The 14,300-nt window shown below is 69.3% G+C and carries 10 protein-coding genes and 4 pseudogenes; 6 read left to right on the top strand and 8 right to left on the bottom strand.

All coding sequences use genetic code 11. The features are described 5' to 3' along the window. Positions 1-511 precede the first annotated feature (511 nt). The gene (gene sigJ, locus OG758_RS03150) at positions 512-1,429 is read right to left on the bottom strand and encodes an RNA polymerase sigma factor SigJ (protein ID WP_326708492.1); all 918 of its coding nucleotides are present in this window, start codon (positions 1,427-1,429) and stop codon (positions 512-514) included. Positions 1,430-1,530: 101 nt separating this feature from the next. Here sigJ and OG758_RS03145 point away from each other — a divergent pair, with 101 nt between their 5' ends. Beyond that, entirely contained in the window at positions 1,531-1,905 is a 375-nt protein-coding gene (locus tag OG758_RS03145; RefSeq protein ID WP_326708491.1) for a hypothetical protein, read from the top strand. Between the two features lie 170 nt (positions 1,906-2,075). Here the strand turns inward: OG758_RS03145 and OG758_RS03140 are convergent, their stop codons facing one another. Both OG758_RS03140 and OG758_RS03135 read right to left on the bottom strand, forming a co-directional pair. After that, the gene (locus OG758_RS03140; protein WP_326708490.1) at positions 2,076-3,233 is read right to left on the bottom strand and encodes an RNA-guided endonuclease InsQ/TnpB family protein; all 1,158 of its coding nucleotides are present in this window, start codon (positions 3,231-3,233) and stop codon (positions 2,076-2,078) included. A gap of 121 nt (positions 3,234-3,354) precedes the next feature. Further along, positions 3,355-3,921: pseudogene (locus tag OG758_RS03135) on the bottom strand (hypothetical protein); the annotation flags it as partial. A gap of 261 nt (positions 3,922-4,182) precedes the next feature. Between OG758_RS03135 and OG758_RS03130 the strand changes: the two are divergent. The 4 genes and pseudogenes from OG758_RS03130 to OG758_RS03115 all read left to right on the top strand — a co-directional run. Then, positions 4,183-4,416 (top strand): annotated as a pseudogene (locus OG758_RS03130) (transposase); the annotation flags it as partial. A gap of 2 nt (positions 4,417-4,418) precedes the next feature. Then, a complete protein-coding gene (locus OG758_RS03125) occupies positions 4,419-6,266 on the top strand; it encodes a transposase (protein ID WP_326708489.1) in 1,848 nt (615 codons plus the stop codon). A gap of 143 nt (positions 6,267-6,409) precedes the next feature. Continuing rightward, a pseudogene (locus OG758_RS03120) lies at positions 6,410-7,429 on the top strand (IS256 family transposase); the annotation flags it as partial. Between the two features lie 329 nt (positions 7,430-7,758). After that, positions 7,759-8,061, top strand: a complete 303-nt coding sequence (locus OG758_RS03115) for a cupin domain-containing protein (RefSeq protein ID WP_326708488.1) — start codon at positions 7,759-7,761, stop codon at positions 8,059-8,061. A 7-nt stretch (positions 8,062-8,068) separates the two neighbouring features. On the opposite strand, the pseudogene OG758_RS03110 reads toward OG758_RS03115, so the two are convergent. From OG758_RS03110 to OG758_RS03090, 5 genes and pseudogenes are all read right to left on the bottom strand, one after another. After that, positions 8,069-8,218 (bottom strand): annotated as a pseudogene (locus tag OG758_RS03110) (NF041680 family putative transposase); the annotation flags it as partial. A gap of 79 nt (positions 8,219-8,297) precedes the next feature. Then, positions 8,298-9,725, bottom strand: coding sequence for an Nramp family divalent metal transporter (locus OG758_RS03105; RefSeq protein ID WP_326708487.1), 1,428 nt, complete (start codon positions 9,723-9,725; stop codon positions 8,298-8,300). A gap of 119 nt (positions 9,726-9,844) precedes the next feature. Continuing rightward, positions 9,845-10,798 carry a phosphoglycerate dehydrogenase gene (locus tag OG758_RS03100; protein ID WP_326708486.1) on the bottom strand — a complete coding sequence of 318 codons (954 nt, stop codon included), beginning with the start codon at positions 10,796-10,798 and terminating at the stop codon, positions 9,845-9,847. Further along, positions 10,798-11,583, bottom strand: a complete 786-nt coding sequence (locus OG758_RS03095) for an HpcH/HpaI aldolase family protein (protein WP_326708485.1) — start codon at positions 11,581-11,583, stop codon at positions 10,798-10,800. The genes OG758_RS03100 and OG758_RS03095 overlap by 1 nt, the downstream gene beginning before the upstream one ends. A 34-nt stretch (positions 11,584-11,617) precedes the next feature. Next, positions 11,618-12,598: an aldo/keto reductase gene (locus OG758_RS03090; RefSeq protein ID WP_326708484.1), complete on the bottom strand. Its 981-nt coding sequence runs from the start codon at positions 12,596-12,598 to the stop codon at positions 11,618-11,620. A gap of 439 nt (positions 12,599-13,037) precedes the next feature. Between OG758_RS03090 and OG758_RS03085 the strand changes: the two genes are divergently transcribed. Beyond that, a complete protein-coding gene (locus tag OG758_RS03085) occupies positions 13,038-14,300 on the top strand; it encodes a four-carbon acid sugar kinase family protein (RefSeq protein WP_326708483.1) in 1,263 nt (420 codons plus the stop codon).

The raw sequence follows: 14,300 nt of genomic DNA, 5'->3' as shown, positions 1-14,300 counted from the left end.
CCTCGCCTGGCTGGTTCCCCAGGCGAGGTGGTAGGCCGCGCAACTGACTTTGAGACACGCCGTGAGAACCGTTGCAGTGCTAGCTGTTCTGACCCCGGGCAGGCGTGTCTTCGGCGGTGTTGTCGGGCAGGTTGTCGGCGATTTCGCTGTCCGTCAGGGTGATCTCGGAGTACTGCCCGCTGTTGATGCCGCCGCCCTGCCGGGTAGCGCGGTTGTCGGTGACCGTCTGCGACTTGTGGGCTGCTTCAGGCGGTGCTGCCGGTGCGGGGCAAGCCCGGCCGGCCCCGTCGCCGCCCGATGTGGTTCTCGGCGACAGTCGTGCCGCCGACTGCCCGTCGCGCCATCGGGCACGGCTCCGGCTCGGGCCCAACGGCGGGTCGTGGAGCGCGCGTTCGCCCAGCTGTTACTGATGGACTGGGACGCACGCGACGATATCCACGAAGCATTCCTCATCCTCAGATGCGCGCTCGTCTGCCGGCGGCGACTGAGCGCCCCGCCGAGCGAGGGCCGGCTAGCCCTCCCGCGCCCACGGCCGCAGCTTCTCCGGGTTGCGGATCGCCCAGATCCGGGTGACGCGCCCGTCGGAGACGTCGAACGAGGCTACGGTCATGACGACGCCGGCACGTCGGGCCACCAGGCCCGGCACACCGTTGACCGACCGCTCCAGGAGTTCGAGCCCCGGAGCCTTGTCGGCGATGGCGACCATGTACTGGGCGATGCGCGCGCCACCCTCGACCGGGCGCAGGACGGTGCCGACCATGCCGCCGCCGTCGGCGGTCATCACGGCGGCCGGGTCGAGGAGACCGACGAGGGCTGCGATGTCCTTGGTCTCCCATGCCTTTTTTACGTACTTCACCACGTCGGCCTGGCCGGTCGCCGTCACCGGAGCGCGCGCGACGCTCACCCGCCGCCGGGCGGAGGCCGCCAGTTGCTTGCAGGCCGCGGGGGTCCGGCCGAGAACGTCGGCGATCTCGGCGAACGGGTACCGGAAGACGTCGTGCAGGACGAATGCCACCCGCTCGGCAGGCGTCATCGACTCCAGGACGATGAGGAAGGCCATGGACACCGACTCGTCCAGGACGATCTGGTCGGCGGGGTCTGCAGGGCCGGTGGTACCGGCGCCGCCCGCGTGGTCCCACTCGGTGCGGTCGGGCAGCGGTTCGGGCAGCCATGCGCCGACATAGCGTTCACGGCGGGCCCGCGCCGAGCCGAGTAGGTCCAGGCAGATGCGGCCGGTCACTGTCGTCAGCCAGGCGCCGGGGGACAGGATCTCCTCCTGTCGGCTTCGCGTCATCCCGTACCAGCGTGCGTAGGCATCCTGTACGGCGTCCTCGGCCTCGGTCACCGAACCGAGCAACCGGTAAGCGACATTGATCAGTTGGCGTCGCTCGCCGGCTACCTCATCTGTGCTGACCCCGACAGTCCCCATGCTTCCGGCCTCCCCCTCGCCTTACCTTTCGCAGGCCCGCGTCGTCGGGCTGGTGAGACCTTATCGATCTACTGCCCGAGGGCGGAAAAGGGGACTGTCACATGGCCACTGAGGTAAGGCCTACAGCGAACGCACGGCGCAGCTCCTCGTTCCTGCAGATCGCGATCGCGCTGCAGACCCTGACCATCTTCCTTCAGGCGGTTTCCGCCGGACTGCTGCTGACCGCGTCGTACGGAGAGACGCTGCACAGTGTCGGAGCCCGTGTGATGTACGGGGCGTCGATGCTGTACGTGCTCGCGGCGGTGCTGGCGTGGAAGCGGGGTGGTGGCTCGCCACGGCCGATCTGGCACGCGTCGGGTTTCCTCGCACTCGCCTCGGTCCAGGTGGTGCTCGGCATCGCGCATGTTCCGTCGGTCCATCTTCCCTTGGGTGTGTTGATGTTCGGTCTGAGTGTGCTGGCTCTGGCCCGGCGCTGAGGTCCGGTATGGGGCCCGCCGGGAGCGCTGCACGAGCGTGAGACAGGGCGGCTTCTGCCTTACGAGGCCGCCGGGGCTGAGGGGCGGTCAACTTGGCCCGGCCCTAAAGGACCGGGTTTGGAGGTAGTTCCCAACTGGCTGCTGGGTTGGCTCCTCCGTCCAGACACCCGCTATGGGGTGGCAGGGACGCGTGACTCACGCCCCGCAGTCCACACCGCAGCGCCACGTGCGGCGATGTTGTGGGAAGCATTCCGGTCGGCGTGGGCAACGACCCCGCACCCCCGGCAGATGAAAAGCCCCTGGTCCACACGGTTGCGCTTGTCGATGTGCCGGCACTGCGAGCACATCTGCGACGTGTACGCGGGATCGACGTAGACCAGGGGCACGCCTGCCCGCTTGGCCTTGTAGACGATGAAGTCTCCGAGCTGGGCGAAGGCCCAGGAGTGGAGTGTGACCCGTTGGGGCTTGCGAAGCCGTACCCGCCGGCGGATGCCCCTGAGTTCTTCCAGGGCTATGCCGTGTGCGGTGCGTTCAGCCTCGGTCACGATCGTCTTCGCGATGATGTGGTTGGTGTTCTTGACGTGCCGCTGTTCACGGCGGGAGCGTTCTTTCAACCGACGCTTGGCAGACTTGGTGCGCTTCTTCTGAAGCTTGGCGCGCAGGGCAAGCTGACGTTTGCGGTACCGGCCCAGTCCGCGCCCGGCGGCCTGGTAGCCGGTGGACGTCGTGGCGATGTTGACGATGCCAAGGTCCACGCCGATGAAGCCGTCCGGCTCGTACGCCTCAGCCTCGGGCACATCACAGGTGGCGATCAGGTAGAACACGCCGTCGCGCTCGATCAGGTCGGACTCGCCCTTGCGGTACTGCTTGAGCACCTTGAGCGCGTCGGCGGCGCACACGAACGAGACGTTCTTGATGCGCCCGGCCATCGTCCAGATGGACACCGTCTGCTGGTCGTACTGCCAGCTCAGACACCGGTCGTCATACGGCTGCGCGGCCTCCGGGCGGAACGCGATCGGCTTGGACTCCGCCTTGACCCGGCGCCTCGACTTCGACTTGCCGAGATTTCCGGCGCGCAGGTTGGCGTGCAGCGTCGTGTACGCGTCACGCACCTTCTTGATCACATGCTGCGCGGCCTGCGCCCCGAGCCCCTGCGCCTTGAGGTGCGGATACGTGTGCTTACGCAGTTCATACTCACGCGGCACGCCGCGAGCGAACGCCACCTGGGACACCCAGCACGCCAGATCATTGACCGTGCGCAGCGTGGAGCGCAGCGCGGCAGCCTGTTCGGCCTCCGGCATCAGCTTCACCTGCACCACGATCTTCATACCGAAACCCTATGCGGGGGCACTGACAACCATGCAGACCCGTGCGTACGCGCAGGTCACCCCTATTTTGAGAAGTGATTCCTCCCGGGCCTGAAGGCCCGGGGATCCTCACTAGATCCCGCTGAATGTCCAGGACGACGGCTGTTCCGGCGACGGTCCGGTCCTCGTGCATGGTGATTGCCTGACCGGGCCGAAGGTGCTGCCAGTCAGACGGTGACAATGGGGCGAGACGCACCGTGGCCCGCCCGCCAGGCTCCATGAACGGCGCGAACTCCACCCAGAGGCCGGCAACGTAGAGGTCCGGTTCGCCTGTCGGGGTGCGAGGCCCAATGTTCCACATTGGTCGAAGGACGCCGGCTCCCGAGAAAGGCGTCTGGCGGCGAGCGTCGGGGGCAGGTTTGAGGGTGAGGTCGGTTCGGATGATGCCGTGCCGGATTTCGTAGCAGCGCCAGTGGCACCAGGCTGCGCTCCTCGCCAGCCGCATCTGTTCCGCGGCGGTGGCGAGGGTCTGCCAGAAGCTGAGCGGAAGCGGGTGGCCGTCACCGAGTTCCTCCAGCAGGGCGAAGGCCACTTCCCACTCGTCGTGGGTGAGGTGTTCCCAGACGTCGTTCACCGTGAGGTCGTTCTCGGTGGCGATCTCTTCGGGGACCAGTAGTGAAGCTGCTTCCAGCAGCCTGGGAACGTCCATGTCCCGATTCTGGATGGTGGGTTGACCCTGTGGGCCTGCACGTCTCCGCTTTGGGTGCACCGACGAGGGTTTGGGGGAACGATCAGGTCACGTCTTGTGGATCTTTCAAGAGCGGGGAAGGATGCCGGGTTGCGTCCAGGGAAGTGGTGTACGGGTTCGACCTGATCCGGGGGTTTGCTCCGGCTTCTGGCTGATGCCCGCATAGATGAACGGCCACCGGCTGATCTTCGAAGTGTCGAAGCCTCGAAGGAGATCAGCACGATGACCGCACCTGACAGTGTGCCCCTGCGCGCCCTCGCCGAGGACAACCTCGCCGCGGCGAGTCCCGACCTGCTGCGCGCAATGGTCAAGACGTTCGCCGACGCACTCATGTCCGCAGAGGCCGACGCCCTGTGCAACGCCGAATACGGGCAGGTCAGCGACGAACGCGTCAACCACCGCAACGGCTACCGCCCGCGCGAGTGGGACACCCGCGCCGGCACCGAGCCTGTTGCGTTTTGGAGTTCGCACCGCTGGAACTGTTGGATGAGTCCATGGCGAAGGGCTTCCGTCGGATCGACCGCGACCAACAGTTCCTGCTCCCGGTCGACATGCGGGAGTGGTTACCCCAAGACCATGTCGTCTGGACTCTGTTGGAGGTCGTTGATCACCTGGACCTGTCCACGATCGAGTCCCGGTATGCACTCGGCGGGACAGGGCGCCGGGCTTATGACCCCCGGATGATGCTCGCACTTCTGATCTACGCCTATGCGGATGGGGTGCGGTCGTCCCGGCAGATCGAGCGGCTGTGCCGCACCGATGTGGCAATGCGCGTGATCTCCGGGCTGCAGGTCGCCGACCACACCGCCATAGCCCGCTTCCGGCAGTTGCACCAGGACTCGGTAAAGGACCTGTTCACGCAGGTCCTGCTGGTATGTGCGAAGGCCGGGCTGGGACGACTGGGCACGATAGCCATCGACGGCACCAAGATCGCGGCAAACGCATCCCGTTTCGCATCCTGCCGCCGCGAATGGCTGCAGGAACAGGTCGCCGCGATCACTGCGGAGGCCGCCGCTGCCGATGAAGCCGAGGACGCCACGTTCACAGCGAAAGACGCCGAGACACCGCACCAGCTTCGGGGCCGACAGGACCGCGAGCGCCGACTGCGCAAAGCCTTGGAAGAGGTACTCGCCGAGGAGGCCGCGCGCGGACTCGACGCCACCGCGATCACAGCCAAACACGAGGAGTTCCTCGAGCGCACCCGGCGCGGGGACAACACAGTAGGCACCCGCCCGGTGGGGGCGGACCCGGTGGCTGTTGCCGAAGCCCGGCTGGAGGCCGCTCAAGATCGTCTGGCGCGCGAGAAGGCTGCCAAACGTGAGCAGATCGACGCGATGCGAGAAAGGATCCGGCTCTTCGAGGCCGGCCACGGGCCCAAGCCTGTGCTCGGTCCATTCAGCTTCGACGAGAACCGTGGACGCGAGGTTGCCCGCGCCAGGCGGTGGGTGGTCCGGGCCGAGGACGAACTGGCGAAGGCGCGCTCTGCTCAGGCGAACGCCAAGGATCAGGCCACTGCGACTACTGTGCAGGTCATACCCGGAGGCGGCAAACGCGGGTCACGGGGCAACAGTGTCAAAGGCAGGTTGCCGCAGGTCCGGCGCAATGTCACCGATCCCGACAGCCGGCAGATGCAAGGGGCTGACGGCGGCGCTCTGCAGGGTTACAACGCTCAGCTGGCCGTCGGGGCTGACGGGCTGATCATGGCCTGCGAACTTGTTCAGGACAGCAACGACCGGCGACAGCTCAAGCCGATGATGCCGGTGACGGTCGCGGCAGCCCTCGCTGTCCACCAGGCCCGCTGCCTGCGCCAATGCCCGGATCTGGGCGGATGCTGCATCGAAGCGTTCACATCGCCCAAAGGCGCTGGGATCTTGTCCACATCCGAGTGCAGTCAGACGTCGTGCCCTTGCACGCTGGACTGGATCGGCACGCTCTTGTTCGACAGCGGCTACTGGAGCGAGGAGAACCTGAACGCCCCCGGGCCCGACCGCCTCATCGCGCCAGGAAAGGCACGGGATCTGCCGCAGGTGGATCACAACGTGAAGCCCCCGCCCGAGGATGCCGACGCTGCAACCCGGATGCTCTATCGCCTCGCCACTGAAGACGGATCGGCGACCTACAAGCGCCGGGCCGCCACCGTCGAACCGGTCAACGGCCAGCTCAAAGACCGTACTCGACTACGCCGATTCGCCCGCCGAGGGCGGACGGCCTGCCAGTCCGAACTGGAACTCGCCGCCTTGGTCCTCAACCTCCGCAAGTTCTGCCGACTGGACCCCCGGCTTCGGGCAACAGCCCTGGCCGCCTGAGGGAATCCAGCCGACAGGGAGACCGGTGCCGGCGTCTGCACCCACCAGGACAGACAGCCATGCGCTTGAGACGACCCGGGGCGCCCGGCTAGATGGGGCGTCCCACTGCTACTGCGCAGTCAGAACGAAAACGCAACAGGCTCACCGTCGAACTGGCCATCCCCAAGCTGCGCCAAGGCAGTTACTTCCCGCACTGGCTCCTCGAACGGCGCCGGCGGGCCGAACAGGCCCTCATCTCGGTGGTCGCCACCGCCTACCTGCTCGGCGTCTCCACCCGCAGGGTCGAGAAACTCGCCGGCTCCCTCGGCGTCACCCAGCTGTCCAAGTCCCAGGTCAGCGCGATGGCCAAGCACCTGGACGAGCAGGTCGCCGCGTTCCGCAACCGACCGCTCGACGCCGGGCCCTACGCATTCGTCTGGGTCGACGCACTGACCCAGAAGGTCCGCGAGGGCGGCCGCATCATCAACGTCCACGCACTGATCGCGGTCGGCGTGAACGCCGACGGGCACCGCGAAATCCTCGGCATCGACGTCGCCACCTGCGAGGACGGCGCCGGCTGGCTCGCCTTCCTGCGCTCACTGATCGCCCGCGGCCTGTCCGGCGTCCAGCTCGTCATCTCCGACGCCCACGCCGGCCTCGTCGCCGCGATCGGCGCGGTCCTGCCCGGCTCGTCATGGCAAAGGTGCCGCACCCATTACGCCCGAAATTTGCTGAGCCAGGTTCCGAAATCGGCCCAGCCCTGGGTGGCGACGCTGCTGCGGACCGTCTTCGAACAGCCCGACACGGAGGCGGTCCAGGCCCAGATGCGGCACGTCCTGGACGCACTGGAGGCCAAGTTCCCCAAGGCTGCAGCCCACTTGGACGCCGCCCAGCACGAACTCCTGGCGTTCACTGCATTCCCACGTGAGATCTGGCGGCAGATCTGGTCGAACAACCCGCAAGAACGGCTGAACAAGGAGATCCGCCGCCGCACCGACGTGGTCGGGATCTTCCCCGACCGCACCGCCCTGATCCGGCTGTTCGGCGCGGTGCTGGCCGAGCAGAACGACGAATGGACCGAAGCCCGCCGCTACATGGGCCTCGATCTGCTGGCCAAGGCCCGCCTCCACCCGATCGAGTCAGAAACCAGCGAGACCGACCTGCCCACCGAACTCACCGCATAGCCTCAAAACGAGATCACCGAGTGGCCGTCAATACACCACTCCCGCGGACGTGACCGGATGCCGTCATGGTCTCTGCAGAACCGATCGCTGAGCCAGAGGCAGCGTAGGCGTGGGAGTTCGAGCAGTTGGCCCCGCCTTGGCCGAGCCGCCAAGGCCTGACCGGACCGAGACTCGACCCGGATGGTCAGATTCGGCCCCCTGAACCCGCCTCAGTGCCACGAACACCCTCGAGCTTCGACCCGGAAGAGCCGCATTCCGGCGGCGGACGGCCGTCGGTGATCAGGAGGAGCTGTCATGAAACAGGAACTCGAGTTCTTTGCGGAAGCGCCATGCCGTGGCGGGAAGCCGCGCAGCCTGGTACCGAGGAGAAGGTGCTGTCGCAGGATCCCGATGATCCCGTTGTGCTGACGCGGCTTGTGCGCTGGCTGCCTGGTCTGGACACCAGCGATGCCGGAGTGATCACTCATGACTACGTCGAGGAGGTGTACCTGCTGGAGGGCGACCTGGTCGACCTTACGCTCGGGCAGACGTTCGGGCCGGGTCACTTCGCGAGCCGCCGGCCCAGTATGCGCCACGGCCCCTATCGCACTCCGGCCGGCTGCACGATGCTCGAAATTCGGTACCGCGCCTGATCTTTGACCTGCGCGGCGGGGTTGGTGTCTCCCAGGGCCGACGCAGGTGGGCTGCCAGTGGTCGAGCGAGCCGCAGGTGGGTGTGGGCGGCGAGGATCAGCCATGTCCACCGGTCGGCTGCCTCGGGGGTTCGGATCTTCGGGGAGGTCCGGCCGAGGGCCGGGTCGCCACGCGGCCCCGGGCCAGAATGTTCCTCTTGTCTGCTTTCATGCCTCGACTGTGTCCCGCCGCCGCGTTCAGCTGCCGGGGGTGAGTCCCAGCGTGTCGAGCACCGCGTACACCCCGAGGGAGAGAATCGCCGCGCTGCTCATGACGAGAGCGGCGGTCAGCCAGGGGTTGGCGCGGAAGCGGGGCGGGACGCCGGTGTAGCGCAGGCGCCAGACCGCGACCACGACCGCGAGCAAGAAGATGCCGCCGCCGATGCCGCCGATCTGCACCATCAGGACCGGGGACTGGACCCACAGGAAGAAGCACATCCACACCGGGGGCAGGCAGCAGGTGAGGATGCGGATGGTGCGGGTGCGCGAGCGCATGTCGTGCCAGTTCACCACCCCGAGCAGGCCCAGCGTGTTGGTCCACAGGCGCGGGACGCTGGCCGACGAGGCGACGGTGACCGAGAAGAGTACGGCGATCGCGCCGGCCAGGAACAGGTACTCGGCCCAGGGGCCCAGCGTGTCGGTGTAGATGTGCGACAGCGTGGTGATCATGCCGTTGCCCTCGGGCACCAGACCCTGCGGGTGGAGCACCGAGGCGCCGATCACGTAGAAGGACAGGGTGCAGACGGTGCACACGATCCAGGAGACGCCCACATCGAGCCGCATGACCTTGAGCCAGCCCTCGGCCCGCTGGGCGCGCTGCTCGGTGCCGTCGTCGGGGCCGGTCCAGCGGGCATAGCCCTTCTCCAGGCACCAGTAGGTGTACGTCGTCATCTCGTCGGCGCCGACACCGGTGATGCCGAACATCGCGAGGGCTATGCCGACCGTACCCGCGGGGATCTGGAAGGTCAGTCCCTCGGCGAGCTGTTCGGTGCCGTATCCGAAGGCGGTGAACGGCAGGGCGAGGGCCAGGCCGCAGGTGATGATCGTCTTGAGCGTGATGCCGACGACCTCGACCCGCTCCACGACGTGGTACTTGCCCGTCTGCAGGATGAGGACCGCGGCGCCTGTGACGATGAGGGCCCAGATCGTCAGCGATGGCGTGCTCAGTGATGCGCCGTGGATCGGCAGGAGGATGGAGCAGGCTGCCGCGGTGCCGCCGATGATCCCGCCGCGCTGGAACATCTTGGCGAAGTCCATGCCGATCCAGAGCCAGTTGATCCAGCTCAGGCGGCCGATGCGGGGGCCGACGTCACGGAAGCCGTCGAGTGCGGGGCGGCCGTTGAGGATGGTCCAGCGGGCCAGTTCCATCTGGACCCACACCTTGACCATGGTGGAGACGATCACCAGCCACAGCAGCGCGAAGCCGGCCTTCGCACCCAGGGAGGTGGTGGTGATCAGTTCACCGGAGCCGACGACGGCGGCGGACAGGACGAGGCCGGGGCCGAGCCGGCGCAGCCGGCCGCGGAAGGTCTCGGGGGCAGGGCGGGCGTCTTCGGCGCGCAGCGCGTACGGGTCGGTCTGCGCGGAGGGTGGCGCCGCCGTGGCGCCGTCGGTCGAGGTGGCCATGTCAGGTCCTTGGGGGATTCTCCGGCGACGTCGCCGGAATCCGGAATGGGGACAGGGTGGTGCCGTGGTGCAGAGGTGCCGTGGTGCAGAGGTGTCGTGGTGCGCGGGTGTCCTGTGTCTCAACGGGCCTGGCGGTGCGGCTCCTTGCCCGCCAGTACGCGGACGACGTCCTCGGCCACCATCGCGCCCATGGCCTGGTTGGCCTCGGGCGTGCAGGCGGCCATGTGGGAGGTGAGAAGCGTGCGAGGGGCCTCACGCAACGGGTGGTCGGCGGGCAGCGGTTCCGTGCTGAACGCGTCGAGGGCCGCGGCCCCGAGGTGCCCGGAGCCGAGCAGGTCGGCGAGTGCGACTTCGTCTACGAGGCCGCCGCGTGCGGCGTTGACCAGGACCGCGCCCTGCTTCATCGCCGCCAGGCGGGCCCGGTCGAGCAGCGGGGCGCCGGACGGGTCGGGCGGGGTGTGCAGGCTGACGGCGTCGGCGCGCGTCAACAGGGCGTCGAGCGCGGCCGGTTCGGCGCCGTGCGCCCGGATGTCGGCATCGGGGACGTACGGGTCGTGGGCGAGCAGCTCCATCCCGAAGGCGCGGGCGTAACCGGCCAGAAGGCGGCCGATGCGGCCGAAGCCGACGATGCCCAGCGTCTTGCCGTGCAGTTCGGGGCCGAAGAGCTTCGGCCAGCCGCCCGCCGCCACCGCGGTGTGCGAGGCGGCGAGGGAGCGGGTCGCGGACAGGAGGAGGCCGAAGGCGTACTCGGCCACCGCGCGCGAGTTGCTGCCCGGAGCGCACACGACCGGTATCCCTCGCGCGCGGGCGGCGGCCAGGTCGATGGTGTCGACGCCGACGCCGTGCTTGGCGATCACCTTGAGGCCGGGTGCGGCGTCCATCACCTCGGCGGTGATCGGATCCATGCCGACGATCAGCGCATCGGCTTCTGCCGCGTATTCGAGGAGTTCGGCGGTGGGCAGTGCCACGTCCTCGTACGGGCGCGAGGGACCGGCTCCGGCCTCCTCCAGGATCTGCCAGGGGCGCGTCGAGTGCCGGGCGAAGGTGGGCGTCGTGATGAGGGTGGTCGGCATCAGCGCGCGCCGCCGCGTGCCGCGTCCAGGTGGGACGTGGCGATCTGCTGCAGGTGTACGACGTCGGCGGCGACGGTGGCGAACGTGAAGCCTTCGCCGAGGCGGCGGGCGGCGCTCGCGCCGTCGGCGTTGTGGATGCCGGCCGCGATGCCCGCAGTCTCGGCCGCCTTGCGGACGCGGGTGAGGGCCTGCTCGAACTCGTCCTGTACGGACGGGTCGGTGGAGGACGCGCCGCCGATGGCGAGGCGCAGGTCGGACGGGCCGACGTAGATGCCGTCGAGGCCGGGGGTCGCGCAGATCTCCTCGACGTTGGCCAGGCCGTCGGCCGTCTCGATCATCGCGAGGACTGCGGTCTGCTCGTGCGTGTCGGCCGGGTTCGGGCCGATGCGCAGCTGGGCGCGCATGGGGCCGTACGAGCGGCGGCCCAGCGGCGGATACCGGACGGCGGAGACGGCGTCGGCGGCGTCCTGCGCGTTGTCGATCAGGGGGACGATCACGGCGGTCGCGCCCGCGTCGAGGGCCTTGCCGATGTAGGTGAGGTCGTTGGCCTCGACGCGCACCATGCCGACGGCGGTGCTGCCCTTGGTGTCGGTGGCGAGGAGGTTGTTCAGCATGCCCTGGTAGCCGAAGAGGCCGTGCTGGGCGTCGAAGGCCAGGTAGTCGTAGCCGATGCGGGCGAGGCGTTCGGCGGCGATCGGCGAGTCGAGCAACGACCAGTAGCCGATGAGCTGTTCGCGATTGCGCAGGGCGGCGGTGAACTCGGCAGAAGTGCGGCCGGTGGCCATGTTGTTGTCTCCGTTGAGAGGGGGAGGGGCGAGGTCAGCGGTTGTAGGCGGGCATCGGGCCGCGCAGGCGGGCGCCGACCTCGTCGCAGGCGGCCAGGACGTCCGCGGGGAGCGGTCCCGCAGCTGCGGCGGCGATGTTGGTCTTCAGGTGGTCGACCTTGGAGCCGCCGAGCAGCATCGCGTCGGTGGAGGGCTGCGAGAGAAGCCAGCGCAGCGCCAACTCGGTGAGCGGCAGGCCCGCGTCGGAGGCGATGCGGGTGAGGTCGGTGACGGCGCGGAACAGATTCTCGTTCCAGTACCGCTCGCGGTACATCGCCGCCAGCTTGGAGTCGCCGAAGCGCCCGCCGTCCGGAGCCTGTTCAAAGCTGTGGCGGCCGGTGAGCAGACCGCCGCCGAGTGGGTTGTAGACCATCGTGCGCAGGCCGGCGGCTGCGGCGTACTCGACGTACTCCTCCTCGATGCGTCGTGCGAGGAGGTTGTGCAGTTGCTGTGCCACGACCGGGCGCGGGGCGCCGACCTCGTCGGCCACCCGGCCGAGCTCGCCGATCTGCCAGGCGGCGAAGTTGGAGACGCCCAGGGCGAGGACCTTGCCCGCCTGTACGAACTCGGCGACGGTGTCCAGGGTTTCGGCGAGCGGCGTCCTGCGGTCCGGCTGGTGCAGGTAGAAGAGGTCGACGTGGTCGGTGCCCAGGCGCTTGAGGCTTCCTTCGAGCGCGGTGCGCAGGCCCTCGGCGGAGAGCGGCGCGTGCTCGCCCTGGTCGGGGTGCGGGATGCCGGCCTTGGTGGCGAGTACCACCTGGTCGCGTCGGCCGGGCAGCAGCTCGGCGAGGATGCGCTCGCTCTCGCCGCCCGCGTAGCCGTTTGCGGTGTCCACGCCGGTGATGCCCGCGTCGAGCGCGGCGTCCAGCATCGCGGCGGCCGTCGCGCGGTCCGCGGTATCGCCGAAGGTCATCGTGCCGAGGACGAGAGGGGACAACGGGACGGGGACGTGGGGGAGTTCAAGGCCGACGGTCACGGCGGGTTCCTTCCGAGGCGGGTGGTGCGGGTAGTGCAAGTGGTGCGGGTGGCGCAAGTCGTGCGGGTCGTGCGGTCTCGTGCTCGTACGCGGCGGTCTCATGCGTGAGGTGCGCATCGCGGGTGGTGCCGTGCGGCTGCGCGGCTTCGATCGGCCGCCGCGGTGGCGGTGGCTCCCGGCGGTGCGCCGTACTGCGGCCGAGTGAGGTGCGAGGTGCTGCGATGTGCGATGCAAGCCGGTATGCGGCGCCGTGCTGTGTGAGCCGGTACGCGTCGCGTCCACGAGGGCGACGCGGTCCGCGGGTGAGGGCCGTCAGCGCCACCGGAACGCTCGCACGGCTGCGTGAATCGCGCAAGAGGTCTCGCGCACTTCGCGCAACCTGTGTCATGATCCGGACCGGGCCGCCCAACGCCGGGCACGCCCAAGGAGGTTCGATCCCGTGGCTTCCCAGCCCCCGCCCCCACGCCCGTCCGTCCCGCCGTCCGCGTCTGCGCCCGTCCTTCCGTACGTCCTTGCGCTCGCTGACGACCTGTCCGGCGCGGCCGAGACCGCATGTGCGCTCGGCGGTCCCGTCCGCCTGTCTCTCACCGCCGCCGACGTGGCCGAGAGCGCTGCCGCGCACGACCTCGTCGTGGACCTGGACACCCGGCACCTGCCGACCGCCGAAGCGGCGCACGCCGTGCGGACGGCGCTGCGCGCGGCGCAGGCCGGACCGCCTCGCCTGTTGTACAAGAAAGTCGACTCACAGCTGCGCGGCCACCTCGCCGCGGAGGCCGCCGCCTACGCAGAGGAGGCCGAGGCCGTCGTCATCGCCCCCGCGCTGCCCGCGGCCGGGCGCACCGTGACCGACGGCGTGGTGCACGTGAACGGCGTTCCGCTGCACCGCACGGACGGCTGGCGCGCGGAACGCGCGGCCGCGCCCCACTCACTGCCCGAGGCGCTGCCCGGCCTGCCGGTCCGTACGGTCCCCCTCGACGTCGTACGGTCCGACCCCGCCGCACTGGACGCGGAGTTCCGGCGGATCGCCGACTCCGGTGCGCACCCGGCCCCGGACGCCGAGACCGACGCCGACCTGGACGCGGTGGCCGCGTCGGCGCTGCGGCTCGGCCCGGGGTTCCGACTCCTGGGCAGCGGCGGTCTGGCGCTCGCACTCGGGCGCGTACTGGTGCGTCCCGCTGCCGCCGCTCACTCGCCCGCACCCGCACCCGCCCAGGACCGTGCCCCGCTGCTCTTCGTCGTGGGGACTGCCGAGCCCGCCGTGGTTGCGCAGATCGCGCACCTCACCGCGCTCGGAGCGCACCATGTGCCCCTGGATCCGGCCGACTTGGCGACGGGCACGGTCCGCCTGCCGCGCACCGCCGCCGCTCCTGCCCTCACTGTTCTGTCCATCGACGGTTCGGCAGGACTGCACCCCGGCACAGGGCGGGCCCTCAGCGCCGCCCTGGGCGCACTTGCCGCCGCGTACCCGGGCCGCCCCGACCTCGTCCTCACCGGTGGCGAGACCGCACGCACCACCCTGGACGCCCTGGGCATACGGGAGTTGGAGCCACTCGGCCAGATCCACCACGGCGCAGTCCATTCCCGCACCCCGGACGGCCGCCGCGTCGTCACCCGCCCCGGCAGCTACGGCGCCGAGGACTCGCTGCTGCGTATCGTCACCGCGCTACGGCCCAGCCTCGCCGCCCCCGAGGCAACCACCTGA

This window comes from Streptomyces sp. NBC_01474 (assembly GCF_035918215.1).
In the GTDB taxonomy this organism is placed as follows: Bacteria; Actinomycetota; Actinomycetes; order Streptomycetales; family Streptomycetaceae; genus Streptomyces; species Streptomyces aureus.
The sequence above is the reverse complement of the archived record's forward strand: the minus strand, read 5'-3'. Positions and strand labels throughout refer to the sequence as shown.

What these genes read in the sequence shown, in the direction of transcription:
- sigJ (WP_326708492.1), bottom strand. Translation starts at nt 1,429, where the DNA reads ATGGGGACTGTCGGGGTCAGCACAGATGAGGTAGCCGGCGAGCGACGC.
- OG758_RS03145 (WP_326708491.1), top strand. Translation starts at nt 1,531, where the DNA reads ATGGCCACTGAGGTAAGGCCTACAGCGAACGCACGGCGCAGCTCCTCG.
- OG758_RS03140 (WP_326708490.1), bottom strand. Translation starts at nt 3,233, where the DNA reads ATGAAGATCGTGGTGCAGGTGAAGCTGATGCCGGAGGCCGAACAGGCT.
- OG758_RS03115 (WP_326708488.1), top strand. Translation starts at nt 7,759, where the DNA reads ATGCCGTGGCGGGAAGCCGCGCAGCCTGGTACCGAGGAGAAGGTGCTG.
- OG758_RS03105 (WP_326708487.1), bottom strand. Translation starts at nt 9,725, where the DNA reads ATGGCCACCTCGACCGACGGCGCCACGGCGGCGCCACCCTCCGCGCAG.
- OG758_RS03100 (WP_326708486.1), bottom strand. Translation starts at nt 10,798, where the DNA reads ATGCCGACCACCCTCATCACGACGCCCACCTTCGCCCGGCACTCGACG.
- OG758_RS03095 (WP_326708485.1), bottom strand. Translation starts at nt 11,583, where the DNA reads ATGGCCACCGGCCGCACTTCTGCCGAGTTCACCGCCGCCCTGCGCAAT.